Below are 12,923 nucleotides of genomic sequence, written 5' to 3' on the forward strand. Positions count from 1 at the left end.
AGTGTAAAAGTTTATTTCCCCGCCATCTTGGTTTTGGCATCTGCCGCCATCAAAGCAAAAACGGCGTAAGCCGCAGTATTCTGTTTCAACTTGGCTGGATCGACCTTATCAAGTGTGTCGTCTGCGGTATGATGGTAATCAAAATAATCTGTGCCATCTTGATGCAGTGCAAAAATAGGCGCCGAGGTGCTATTTTTTAGCGGGATAAGATCAGGCCCACCATGTGCGCTATTTTTACCTATGTATTTCACACCTAAAGGTGCTAGCTGCGCTGCGATTTCTCGTACCACTGGTAATGACGCTGCATTCACATTGGACTCAAACGCATACACCACATCCGCCCCAAAGTCGGACTCAGCTGCTGCAACAATGTTATCTAGGTCTGCTTTATGTTTTTTAAAGTATGCTTTTGCACCCCAAAGGCCTAGCTCTTCAGCGGCAAATAACACGACACGAATACTACGTTTTGGACGCTTAACATCGGCAATATGCTTGGCAGCAGCCATGGTAAGCGCAACACCTGCACCATCATCCAAAGCGCCAGTGCCCAAATCCCAAGAATCCAAGTGACCACCGATCAGCACATATTGTGCAGGAAATTCAGTCCCTGTAAACTCACCAATGACGTTGTAACTAGTACCTTGTCCCAGATCTTCAGTTTGAATATTCAGTGATACCTTCACGTCGTGACCGGCATTAATAAGTCGTGCTAATTGATCTGCATCTGGATTGGCAACAGCCGTTGCAGGGATCTTGGTTACCCCAGTCTTATAGTGGCTACCTCCGGTGTGAGCAAAGCGATGGTGGCTAGTACTTACGGAACGCATCATATACGCAATGGCACCTTTTTTTGCAGCTTCAACAGCACCACTATTACGGGCTCTGACAGCAGGGCCGTAACCATTGCCATCTATATCGCGGTTCATACGGTAGTTAATGAAGGCTATTTTCCCATTTAAGCTGCCAGCGGGTGCTGCAATGAGTTCATCTAATGTTTCAAACAGTACCACCTCAGCGCTTAACCCCTCAGTTGGCGTGCTAATGCTATTTCCCAGTGCTGTAAGGTGTAGTGGTTGCTCACTTGGTAGAAGAATTTTTGCTGACTCATGGTAGCGACGCCACTCTGGGAAAGTCGCTTCTTCGACCCAAACCTTGTCAAAGCCTAGTTGCTCCAAATGTTTCTTTGCCCAGGCAACTGCTTTTTTATCGTTTTCAGTACCTGGTAATCTTGGTCCAACTTCCGTAGTCAGCGACGTTAACAGTTGCCAGCTCAGATTGCTTTGACTTGCCGCTTCTCTAACTTGCTTAACCTGCGCCAGTTGCTGTTCGCTGAACTCTTGGGCTTGAAGTGCCGAGCTTAAGCTCATCGTCAAGACAGCTACCAGTAGTGATCTAAACTTCATGATGATCCTTGATAAAATGAAATGTGCGCAAGAATTAAAGCATATATTGGCGTATAAATCCGATTATTACGGTGATGAAATTGACAGCAATGGCAATAAGCGATTAGAGAATCTATGTAATTGGTATAAAATGCTAGATTAAGATAGCGAATAGGAAAGCACAGTGTCGATAACCTCTTTTTCTCAACTTCCTTTAAACCCAGCCTTAGCAAAACGCCTTATCGATCTTAACTATGTCATACCAACGGCCGTGCAATCTGCTAGCTTACAGCCAGTGCTTGAAGGGCAAGACTTGGTTGTTAAAGGGAAGACGGGTTCAGGTAAAACGTTGGTTTTTGCATTAGCTATATTAAATAAGCTACAGCTACAGACCAATGATGCGCAAGCACTCGTACTGTGCCCAACCAGAGAGCTGGCCGATCAGGTAGCACAAGAGATTAAAAGTGTGGCAGCAATGATCGGTAACGTGAAAGTACAAACACTATGTGGTGGGGTGTCTATTGAACCACAAATGAGGTCACTGCAGCATGGTGCTCATATTATCGTTGGTACGCCTGGTCGAGTGGAAGAGCATGTACTGAACGGCTCACTCATACTGACAGAAGTGCAGACCCTAGTGTTTGATGAAGCTGACCAAATGCTGGATATGGGCTTTACTGAAACGTTAGAAAGCATAGCAATGTACCTGCCGCAAATGCGACAAACTCTGATGTTTAGTGCAACTTATCCAGATAAAATCATGAAGTTGGCGACGCAATATATGCGCTCGCCGGAGCTGGTTGAAGCACAAGAAGAACAGGTGCATCACAGTATTAAGCAAACCTTCTATCGATTAGATAATAATAAAATGCGCTTTAACGCCCTGAGAGTTTTATTGATGCAGCACCAACCTCAGAGCTGTATTGTGTTTTGTAATACTAAAGCTGAGACTAAGCGATTATTTGAAGAACTGCGTCAGACCGGGCTCGCATGTGTTGAATTACATGGAGACTTAGACCAAGGAGAACGAGAGTGGTCTTTGCTTACCTTTGCAAATAAAAGTGCCAATATACTGGTGGCAACGGATGTAGCAGCCAGAGGGCTAGATGTAGATGAAGTTGAACTGGTCATTAATTATCATTTGGCACTAGAACCTCAAACACATGTGCACCGAGTGGGGCGCACAGGTCGAGGAGAGCATAAAGGCGTCGCACTGTCACTGTATGGTGAAAAAGAGACGTTTAAAGTGGATCAGCTTATTGAGCTCTATGGTCAGGCACTAAAGCATGGCACTTTACCGAGTCATTCACTGTTAGAAAAACCAGCTTATAAATCTAATATGGTTACCTTAATGATTGAGGGGGGCAAGCAGCAGAAACTGAGAAAAGCAGATATTGTTGGTTGTTTAACTGGTGAAGACGGCATAAGCTTTAAGCAAATAGGTAAAATTAATATATATGACGTTCAGGCATTTGTCGCGGTAAAACGTGAAGCTGCAAAGCCTGCACTGCGCAAGCTTAATAACAGTAAGATCAAGAATAAGCGTTATAAGGCACTACGTGCTTAGGGCGTGCTTAAGTATTTCGTATTCATTCATTAAGCATTTAAACGTTTCCTCATCACCTGACTTATCTGGGTGGTGAGCAAATGCTAGCTTTCTCCATGTTCTACTTAGTTGTTTACGGTCGTAATCTTTTGGTAATTGCCACTTGATGATGATGCCTACCAGTTCATGACTAGAGACTGCGTATGGCTGCCCAGCATTTGTAGATGCAAATTTGCGCCAGAAGCTATCTAGGAGTTGACTCACCTCTTCACTACTTGTTTCATAGTGCTGCCAATCTAAATAGTAGCTCCTGAGAGGGTCATGTTGTGCGAGTTGATGGTTATCGCAAAGTGGTGAGAGGTGAATATTCAGCGCTTCAATATGCAAGTACTGGCCATCCTTAATAAGCTCTTGCTGCAATTGATACAGTGCATTCATAATTAGGAAGTTTCGTTTAAACAAGTCTTTACTATCATCTTTATCCAAGCGAGGAAGTATCTGTTGTGATAACAGTTCTGCTGCAATGGTATGGACTTTCCAAGACCTCTTTTGACAAATTAGTCTAAAAATAACATCTGTAAGCGGATTGAACATTGTCGCCTCATGAGTCTTGGTGTATCTTCACACTACCACGCAGAGTAAATGATAAGCAATGGAGAGCAGCAATGAATTTATTGGGGCAGATTACGTCTTGGTCTGCGATCGCCTATTTCGTTTGTTTCTCCGCTACATTCAATGCACAAGCAACTTTAAATAATGCCAGCCTATCTGAGCGAATTATTGAAATGAAGCGCAGTGCAGATTGGCAACACATGCAAATATTAGGTATGGAGTTGCTTCGTGAGCCGACTTTAAATGGTGCGGCCAAAATAGACGTACTTGTAAGCTTAAGTAAAGCTGCTTATGATAGCAATCAATTTAAAGACGCTCTAAATTACTTATCTCAATTGGAACTTGCTACTAGAACAAAAGTACTGAGTGACAATCACTTCAAAGCGGTTAAGCTACAAGGTATCAGTAATTTTTACCTCGGCCATTACCAACAAGCTATTGATTTTTATACTCGTGCTTTGGCATTAGCAGAGCAAAGAGATATGCCAATACAAACTGCTAACTTACACAGTAACCTTGGCTTAGCTTATTTCAAAAACTTTTCACTAGACTTGGCATTGCAGCACTATTTGAAAGCGGATGAGCTGTATCAAGAGTTTGGAAGTGCACAAGATCATGCTGATATTTTGCTAAATATATCAGGTGTCTATATTCGCCAAGCTGCTTATGAAAAAGCTGAAAGCATGCTACTTACAGCACTTCAAGCCTTTAACCAATTAAACGATGAATATGGTGCAGCATTGGCCCATGCTGATTTGGGCGTGTTGTATACCGAAACTAAGCGGCCTGAAATGGCTCAAGCCTCCTATCTAGCAGCGATTGATTACTATGAGGCCAAGAATGATGTCAGACATTTATCCTATGAGTATGTCAATCTTGCATTGCTAAGTTATTCACTAGGGCAGCTGGAAGAGGGTGAAAAGAACGCCAATTTTGCGCTTTATTATGCGGAAAAAGCAAAAAATCCAGCAAACCTAATGGAAGCACAGTTTGTATTGGCGAAGATATTGTTTGCTCAAGGTAAGTTGGAAGATGCTTTCACGAATGCCGAGCAGAGTTTGATAGCAAGTCGAACCATGCATGAACAAGAAAAAGAACGCACAGCATTGCGACTACTCGCGTTAATTGAAGCTGCTAGAGGTAATATCGATAAGGCAAGAAACTATGACTCGCAAAATATAGAAGCACAAAAGCGTTTGATGAATGAAGATGTGCTCAAACGCTTAAATGACTATCGGGCTAAATATGAAGCCAGTGAACTGAGTCGTGAAGTCGAAGTGCTAAAACAAGAGCAAAGGCTACAACGACTTAAAGAAGAGCAGCGCAGTCAGTTGCTATTACTCGGTGGTATTATTGCTGTACTTACTCTGCTCACTGCTTTTGCACTATATCGTCGTAAAGTAGAACAAAAAGCAAAGTTGGAACTCAGTCAAAAAGTGGCGCTTAGGACGTCAGAGCTGCAACAAAAGGCAGATGAGCTTAGAGCTGCGAACCAAGTTAAAAGCCAGTTTTTAGCTAATATGAGTCATGAGATTAGAACGCCACTGACTACAGTGCTGGGTCACGCTGAAGACTTACTTGCAGAGCAGGACCTCGGTACTCAGGTGCAAGCATCCGTGCAAACTATCTACAATCAAGGCCTCCACTTAAGAGATTTAGTCAATGATATTTTAGATCTAAGCCGTATCGAAGCTGAACGGTTGGCGCTTGAAGCGACTGAATTTTCAGTCTCAAGCTTAGTGGCTGATTTATGTGATATGTTTCAACAGAACATCCACAGTAAGCAACTGGAGTTTATTGTCTGCGATCAAGTGAGAAGTAAGGCTTATGTCAGGCTGGATTATATTCGAGTAAAACAGATATTAATAAATCTGTTGAGCAATGCACTGAAATTTACAGAGCAAGGTCGCATAGAGTTTAGCGTTTCGGAAGTGCCGCATGGATTGCAGTTTAAGGTTGTAGATACTGGGATAGGCATGAATGAGCAGCAAATAGCGCGAATTTTTGAGAGCTTTCAGCAAGCAGACAATAGTATAACTAGACGTTTTGGTGGTTCTGGCCTCGGATTGAGTTTATCTAGCCAGCTGGCCAACATGATGAATGGTGAAATCACAGTGCAAAGTGCACTAGAGCTTGGTAGTACCTTCTCATTCTTTATCCCCTGTACTGTTTATCTTAACTCGACAGTCACTGATATTCAGCAGCCACAACAGGCACAACCTCTACTGTCAGGGAACGTGTTGGTAGTTGAAGATCATGCAGAAAATCGACAGTTATTTTCACGTATGATTGAGCGTACAGGTGCTACGGTGACGGTAGCAGAAAATGGCGCGAGGGCGGTTGAGCAGTGCTTAAGCGACTTTCCAGATCTTGTGCTAATGGATATTCAGATGCCGAGGATGGATGGGGTGGAAGCGTTAAATATTATTCGTTCAGCGGGATACTCAGGGCCCATTTATGCGCTAACGGCAAATGTGCTCACAGAGGAAGTAAAGTCATATATTGATTCGGGCTTTAACGGCCATATTGGCAAACCAATTAATAAAAACGAGCTATTAAGCATACTTAATATTCATCTAAGTAGCGAATATGCGAGCAGTACACAGCAATCGATTAATATTGATCTCACCGATCTGCGCGATAGCTTTGCCAGTACTTTTGAACAAGAGCGGTATTTATTGATTGATGCTTGGCAAAATAAAGACTTTGTTGCGCTGCAAGCGAGTTGCCATAAGTTAGCGGGAGCCGCTTCTATGTTCGAATTCCCAGAATTGGCAAGCATTGCAATTGAGTTTGAAAAGGCACTTAAGCACCAAAGTGAATCACAGTATCAATCCCTATTCTTGGCGCTATGTGATCAGCTCAAGTCTCAAGAATCGTTAGCGTCTTAAAATAACTCAATGTCGCCAGAGTCATCTTCTGGTGTATCCTTGTTATGCTTGTCGCTAACTGTGGTGAGTCGAGAGGTATCTTTTCTTAGGTCAAGCTCGGGGGTAAAGTCAGAGATTTTAAAAATTGACAACTTTTCATGGATGCTTTGTGACAGAGCAATAAGATCTTGATTAGAAACTGCTTGTATCTTTGTGCTGGATAGTGCATCTGAGTTGAGTAACACAACGGACTCTATACTTTCTTGTGCGGCATCTGATGCTTGTTTTTGTTCACCTACTTGCTGATGAATATCGTGAGACATCTCATTGATAAACAACATCGCATTTTCGATTTCATCCACCTCTTTTGTCGAAGCTTCGCTGAGCTTGACGGTGTTGTCTGTCTCTTTGAGTGCGGCCTGCATTAAAGCATAGACAGAATCTGTCCCGGATTGGATTTTACTAATAACTTGGCTAACCTCCCTTGTAGAGTGGCTGGTTCTTGCTGCAAGATTTCTAACTTCATCAGCTACTACGGCAAAGCCTCGGCCAAGCTCACCTGCCCGAGCAGCCTCTATTGCAGCGTTTAGGGCTAGCAGGTTTGTCTGCTCAGCAATACCATTTATGACTTCAAGAACAGAGCTTATTTCATTACTATCAGTTTTGAGGATCTCAATTTGTTCACTGGTTTTTTTTATATTTTCAGCGAGGATAAGCAAGCTATCTTGGCTTTTGTCTGTATCTACTCGGGTTTTCTTCACCGCTATAGTGGCATTTTCAACAGACGTATAAATTTGCTCTAAACTGGTATCTAAACGTGCCGATATCTCCAGCATGGACTGAATCGAAGTGGCTAAATATTCACCGTGCGTATGCTGTAAGGTGGCTTTTTGTGTCATCGACGCATACGTGTCTCGTAAACTATCTGCCATCGGGTGCAGTCGAGCTGAAGATGCGTAAACCTCACTGATAATGTGCTCAATTACAGCAAAGCAGTCATTCATTAACAAGCAGGGCTTGGGCGTTTTTTGGCTTTTTTCATCAAATCGATAAGTTAAGTCAACGCAGTTGTCATGCATGAAATTGCTGACAAGGTGATCCATATGCTGCTCAGCCGAGGCAATGTTTTTGAGTAACTGAAGCTGGACAAAAGCACTGCACAGCAGCGCAGAAAATATCACCATAATTTGCATGATTGTAGAGGTGAGCAGTGTCATTGCCAGGCTGACAGAAACGAGATTAAACGCTGTTATAGCTGCAATAGTACGACCAAGCTTCATGTTTGTCCCTAGATAATACCAATTTGCTTAATTAAGTGGTCTATTTTGAGGCGAGAAAATCTTGTCGATAACGAGGCAAAAATTTTGCTATTTAGTTGTTCTAAATAGCAAAATTTTTAACGCTGTTAGCGTCAGATTTACTCCTTCAAATTGAGCAAGTATTAAGTCAAATTGGTATAGTCACGCCGATAAATTTTTATAGCATGTGGTAGGTATAGAACAAAAACAGGAAGTTGGCGAACCAGAAACGTAAAAAGCCAGCATAAGCTGGCTTTTCAAAAACAAGACTACGAGTCTACTTACTTACGACGCATTGAGTCAAAAAACTCATCGTTTGTTTTGCTCATGGAAAGTTTATCAATAAGGAATTCCATGGCATCGATCTCGCTCATTTCATGCACAATCTTACGCAAGATCCACATTTTTTGAAGCTCATCAGTTTTCGTCAGTAACTCTTCACGGCGAGTACCAGAGCGGTTGAAGTCGATAGCTGGGAATACGCGCTTTTCCGCAATCTTACGGTTTAAGTGTAGTTCCATATTACCTGTACCTTTAAACTCTTCGTAGATAACTTCATCCATCTTAGAGCCGGTATCGATAAGCGCTGTTGCGATGATGGTTAAGCTACCGCCTTCCTCAACATTACGCGCAGCACCAAAGAAACGCTTAGGTTTGTGTAGAGCATAGGCATCAACACCACCAGTTAATACTTTACCTGATGAAGGGATAACAGTGTTGTACGCGCGGGCAAGACGTGTAATTGAATCAAGTAGAATGATGACATCCTTCTTATGTTCAACTAAGCGTTTTGCTTTTTCTATTACCATTTCTGCTACTTGAACGTGACGGTTAGCAGGCTCATCGAAGGTAGAGGCAATAACTTCACCTTGAACAAGACGCTGCATCTCAGTAACTTCTTCTGGACGCTCATCAATGAGCAGTACCATCAATGTCGCATCAGGATTGTTGTATGTGATTGACTGTGCAATGTTTTGTAGCAACATTGTCTTACCCGCTTTCGGTGGAGCAACGATAAGTGCGCGCTGGCCTTTACCGATTGGAGACGCAAGGTCTAGTACTCGAGCGGTAATGTCTTCTGTACTACCATTACCTCTTTCCATCACCATACGCTCGTTGGCATGGATAGGGGTTAGGTTTTCGAACAGGATCTTAGTACGAGAGTTTTCAGGCTTATCGAAGTTAACTTCATTAACTTTCAATAATGCAAAATATCTTTCGCCATCTTTTGGTGGTCTGATTAAACCACTGATGGTGTCACCGGTACGCAGGCTGAAACGTCTAATCTGGCTTGGAGAAACATAAATATCATCAGGGCCAGCTAGGTAAGATGCTTCTGAAGAACGTAAAAAGCCGAAGCCATCTTGTAAAATTTCTAAAACACCGCCGCCGTATATATTTTCGCCGCTTTTCGCGTGCGCTTTCAAAATAGCAAAGATAATATCTTGTTTTCTTAAACGAGCTACGTTTTCAAGTCCCATGGACTCAGCAAGTTTTACAAGTTCATTGATTGACTTGTCTTTTAATTCGCGTAAATGCATATTGGTGGGTTCTTTATTACAGTTGTCATTCTCGTTAGTTTTACGAGAGAGGTTGATTTGATAAAGCTTAAAGGTTTGTGGCTTTATAAGTTAGCAGCTAGGCGTCGGGTCGTCCAGTGTTTATACAAATTTTATTCTATTTAAAATGATACAGATCAGGCCGACAACTGCGGCAGTTACGCCGCAGAATGTCTAACAACCTGAATTATAGGTTGTTTTCTAGGAACTCAATAAGTTGAGTCTTAGATAGAGCACCAACTTTAGTTGCAGCCACCGCACCATCTTTGAATAGTAATAACGTTGGAATACCACGAATACCAAACTTAGGTGGAGTCGTACCGTTTTGATCGATGTTTAGTTTACCAATCGCTACACGGTCGCCATGTGACTCTGCAACTTCATCAAGGATAGGCGCAATCATCTTACAAGGACCACACCATTCAGCCCAGAAATCTACCAGTACAGGTTTATCAGATTTGATTACGTCAGCCTCAAAGCTGTCATCAGTTAGTTGGATAATTTTGTCGCTCATTACGCTCTCCGTTAGAATTAGGCGAAATATTTAATGCGTATTTAAACACTCTTGTTTCTTATTGCAAGTTTAAACGTTATGCTTTATTGCTATGACTAAGACACATTTGACCAATAAAAAATTCAATGACTTTGCTTTAGCACCGGAAGTGGTCGCCGGTTTGCAGGAAAATGGCTTCGAATTTTGTACGCCAATCCAAGCAAAGTGTATACCTTACATCTGTGAAGGCCGCGATATAGCAGGCCAAGCACAAACTGGTACGGGCAAAACCCTTGCGTTTTTGACCGCGACCTGTCATCGCTTATTGCAGACCAAGAAGGATAAAAAAACGCAACCTCGTGCAATTATTATGGCACCAACACGAGAGTTGGCTATTCAAATACACAAGGACGCGCAAGTCATTGCGCCACGTTGTAATCTTAAACTCGCTCTTGTATATGGTGGCGAAGATTATGAAAAACAACGGGGGCAATTGGAAAAAGGCGCGGATATATTAATTGGAACAACAGGGCGTTTGATCGATTTTTATAAGCAAGGTGCTTATAACCTCAATGATATCGAAGTGGTTGTGCTCGATGAAGCAGACCGAATGTTTGATTTGGGCTTTATTAAAGACATTCGTTATTTGTTCAATCGCATGCCAGGTCGTGAAGAGCGATTAAACCTACTATTTTCAGCAACCCTGTCATATCGAGTGCAAGAGTTGGCATTCGAGCACATGACAAATCCCATCCATGTACAAATTGAACCGGATGTCAAAACGGGTAAACGTATTCAAGAAGAGCTATTCCATCCTTCAACTGAGGACAAAATACCTTTACTACTTACCCTGATTGAGGAAGAGTGGCCAGAGAAAGCGATTATTTTTGCTAATACTAAACACAGCTGCGAAAACGTATATGAATGGCTAAAAGCAGATGGTCATCGAGCGGGTTTGTTGACCGGTGATGTAAATCAAAAGAAACGTCAGTCAATCCTTGCGCAATTTACACGTGGTGATGTTGATCTTTTAGTTGCAACGGATGTTGCTGCTCGTGGATTACATATTCCAGAGGTTAGTCATGTTTTCAATTTTGACTTGCCAGATGATAGAGAAGACTATGTACACCGTATCGGTCGGACGGGTCGAGCAGGTGCATCTGGTCATGCTATCAGCTTCGCCTGTGAGCAGTATGCGTACAACTTACATGAGATAGAAGAATACATAGAGCATGCAATTCCTGTGTCTCATTATGACAAAACAGCACTATTGAGCGATTTACGAGCTCCGCAAGTAAATAAACGCCGCCACTCAGGGCACGGCAACAATGGTAATAAACAACGTGGTGGTCGCCGAAATGGTGGCTATAGAAAGCCACAAACCAAGTGAACTTGGACGGTAAAGTAGTAAGCGCTTAAAGCGATTTATTGAGGTTTTAAAAGTGGCAAAGACTGCTTCGAAGGAAGATATTTACGCTGTAATAGACTTAGGCTCTAACAGCTTTCATATGTTGATAGCAAAGCATATGGCGGGCGGTATCCATACGATCGGTCGTGTGAAAAGGAAAGTACGGCTGGCATCAGGGCTGAATGACCAAAATGAATTATCGTTGGAAGCAATGCAAAGAGGGTGGGAATGTCTAGCCCTATTTGCAGAGCGTTTACAGGACATCCCAACAAAAAATGTGAGTATTGTCGCGACAGCGACGCTGCGTTTAGCTGTTAACGCTAATGTTTTTATCGAAAAAGCACAGCAGATCCTTAACCATCAGGTAAATGTGATAAGCGGTGAAGCAGAAGCTAAAACTATTTATAAAGGTGTAGCTCACACTTCAGCATGCCAAGGGAAGCAGTTGGTGATTGATATCGGTGGTGCGAGCACTGAAGTTGTCATTGGCAAAGGCTTCAATGCTTTACTTTATAAAAGCTTGAATATGGGGTGTGTGACATACCTTGATAGATACTTCAGTGACGGCTTATTAAGTATAGAAAACTTTGATGCAGCAGAGCGAGCTGCAAAGCAGGTAATACAACCAATTCAAGCAGAGTATAAGCAACTAGGTTGGGAGCTGGCTATCGGCGCCTCTGGTACTGTTCAAGCGATCCAAGAGATTTTCGCTGCTATGGGCGAAAATGAACAGTTGACTCTCAGTAAACTTGAAGAAGTAAAGCTCAAAGCGATTACATGTAAAACCGTTGCGGCGCTTAGCTTGCCAGGGTTAATCGAAGAGCGTCGCTTGGTCTTTGTCTCGGGCCTGGCAATTTTGATTGCACTATTCAAATCATTGGATATTCAATCAATGGGCCTTGCCGGTGGGGCGCTTCGTGAAGGAGTGCTCTATAGTATGATCCCTGACTTTCAGGCTGTTGATATCTGCCAACGTACATTAGATGGTTTTACTCAACGTTATCATGTTGACACCGAGCAGGCGCAGCGCGTTTACGAAGTGGTATCTGAGATCATTGCTCAAGTATCGTCGAGCTGGAAGCTCGATGAGCAAGCTTGCCTTCATTTAGCAAAGGCTATCGCATTCCTTCACGAAATAGGCTTGTTGATTGACTATAAACAGTATCATAGACATAGCGGTTATATTTTGGCCAATACCTCAATGCCTGGATACAGTAAAGCGCAAAAGGATATTATTGTGGCTATAGTCAAAAATCATAGAGCCGATCTGGTTGCTAAAGATTTTGAGCAGCTAAGTTGTCATCTTGAGTATACTAAGCTGCTATGTGTCATAGTGCGCTTGGGGGTTCTACTCTCTATGCGCAGAAAAGATGATGTGCTACCCAAGGTGACAGTGCAAGCCAGTAGTAAAGAGAAAAAGTCTTTGGTTATGCAAATGCCTGATCCATGGTTATCCCTTCACCCCTTGATGCTAGCAGAGCTTGTCCAAGAAGCAGCTTACCTATCCCAATTTGGCTGGGAATTAAAAATAGAGCGCGTTTAGCGCTCTTTTTGTATGTGAAACATACAAAAACAACAGTGATAGAGTGATTTCTGTGCGAACAACGTATTTTTTGCAATTTTCTTCAAAAAAAGGGTTGCACTTAAATCGGATCTCCCTATAATGCGCATCCACCGACACGGGGAGCAGCGCTGAAAAGCAACGAGCCAACGAGTTGGGAGTCGAATAAAACTTGAGTTTGAATACTTCGAAAG

At 42.7% G+C, this 12,923-nt stretch carries 9 protein-coding genes; 4 read left to right on the plus strand and 5 right to left on the minus strand.

Annotated features, from left to right (window positions below):
- Nucleotides 1-11: 11 nt before the first annotated feature.
- Entirely contained in the window at nt 12-1,403 is a 1,392-nt protein-coding gene (locus tag F9Y84_RS17295) for a M20/M25/M40 family metallo-hydrolase (RefSeq protein WP_147389212.1), read from the minus strand.
- 163 nt (nt 1,404-1,566) lie between these two features.
- On the opposite strand from F9Y84_RS17295, the gene dbpA reads away from it, so the two are divergent.
- A complete protein-coding gene (dbpA, locus tag F9Y84_RS17300; RefSeq protein ID WP_147389211.1) occupies nt 1,567-2,949 on the plus strand; it encodes an ATP-dependent RNA helicase DbpA in 1,383 nt (460 codons plus the stop codon).
- Here dbpA and F9Y84_RS17305 read toward each other — a convergent pair.
- Complete coding sequence (locus tag F9Y84_RS17305) at nt 2,938-3,522, minus strand: DNA-J related domain-containing protein (protein WP_147389210.1); 585 nt, start codon at nt 3,520-3,522, stop codon at nt 2,938-2,940. The genes dbpA and F9Y84_RS17305 overlap by 12 nt on opposite strands.
- A 71-nt stretch (nt 3,523-3,593) precedes the next feature.
- Here F9Y84_RS17305 and F9Y84_RS17310 point away from each other — a divergent pair, with 71 nt between their 5' ends.
- Complete coding sequence (locus F9Y84_RS17310) at nt 3,594-6,431, plus strand: sensor histidine kinase (RefSeq protein WP_147389209.1); 2,838 nt, start codon at nt 3,594-3,596, stop codon at nt 6,429-6,431.
- Here F9Y84_RS17310 and F9Y84_RS17315 read toward each other — a convergent pair.
- The 3 genes from F9Y84_RS17315 to trxA all read right to left on the minus strand — a co-directional run bounded on the left by F9Y84_RS17315 (nt 6,428) and on the right by trxA (nt 9,781).
- A complete protein-coding gene (locus F9Y84_RS17315; RefSeq protein WP_147389208.1) occupies nt 6,428-7,690 on the minus strand; it encodes a methyl-accepting chemotaxis protein in 1,263 nt (420 codons plus the stop codon). The genes F9Y84_RS17310 and F9Y84_RS17315 overlap by 4 nt on opposite strands.
- A 299-nt stretch (nt 7,691-7,989) precedes the next feature.
- Entirely contained in the window at nt 7,990-9,249 is a 1,260-nt protein-coding gene (gene rho / locus F9Y84_RS17320) for a transcription termination factor Rho (RefSeq protein WP_147391394.1), read from the minus strand.
- Nucleotides 9,250-9,454: 205 nt separating this feature from the next.
- Nucleotides 9,455-9,781 (minus strand): thioredoxin TrxA, encoded by a 327-nt coding sequence (trxA, locus tag F9Y84_RS17325; protein ID WP_125253634.1) that lies wholly within the window; start codon nt 9,779-9,781, stop codon nt 9,455-9,457.
- A gap of 91 nt (nt 9,782-9,872) precedes the next feature.
- On the opposite strand from trxA, the gene rhlB reads away from it, so the two are divergent.
- The gene (rhlB, locus tag F9Y84_RS17330) at nt 9,873-11,150 is read left to right on the plus strand and encodes an ATP-dependent RNA helicase RhlB (RefSeq protein WP_147391395.1); all 1,278 of its coding nucleotides are present in this window, start codon (nt 9,873-9,875) and stop codon (nt 11,148-11,150) included.
- 52 nt (nt 11,151-11,202) lie between these two features.
- The gene (gene gppA, locus F9Y84_RS17335; RefSeq protein ID WP_147391396.1) at nt 11,203-12,711 is read left to right on the plus strand and encodes a guanosine-5'-triphosphate,3'-diphosphate diphosphatase; all 1,509 of its coding nucleotides are present in this window, start codon (nt 11,203-11,205) and stop codon (nt 12,709-12,711) included.
- The last annotated feature ends 212 nt before the right edge of the window (nt 12,712-12,923 follow it).

The organism is Pseudoalteromonas peptidolytica (assembly GCF_012641745.1).
Taxonomy (GTDB): Bacteria; Pseudomonadota; Gammaproteobacteria; order Enterobacterales; family Alteromonadaceae; genus Pseudoalteromonas; species Pseudoalteromonas peptidolytica.

Bases quoted from the DNA above. Each gene is read 5' to 3' on its own strand.
- F9Y84_RS17295 (WP_147389212.1), bottom strand. From the start codon at position 1,403: ATGAAGTTTAGATCACTACTGGTAGCTGTCTTGACGATGAGCTTAAGC.
- F9Y84_RS17305 (WP_147389210.1), bottom strand. From the start codon at position 3,522: ATGTTCAATCCGCTTACAGATGTTATTTTTAGACTAATTTGTCAAAAG.
- F9Y84_RS17310 (WP_147389209.1), top strand. From the start codon at position 3,594: ATGAATTTATTGGGGCAGATTACGTCTTGGTCTGCGATCGCCTATTTC.
- F9Y84_RS17315 (WP_147389208.1), bottom strand. From the start codon at position 7,690: ATGAAGCTTGGTCGTACTATTGCAGCTATAACAGCGTTTAATCTCGTT.
- rho (WP_147391394.1), bottom strand. From the start codon at position 9,249: ATGCATTTACGCGAATTAAAAGACAAGTCAATCAATGAACTTGTAAAA.
- trxA (WP_125253634.1), bottom strand. From the start codon at position 9,781: ATGAGCGACAAAATTATCCAACTAACTGATGACAGCTTTGAGGCTGAC.
- rhlB (WP_147391395.1), top strand. From the start codon at position 9,873: ATGACTAAGACACATTTGACCAATAAAAAATTCAATGACTTTGCTTTA.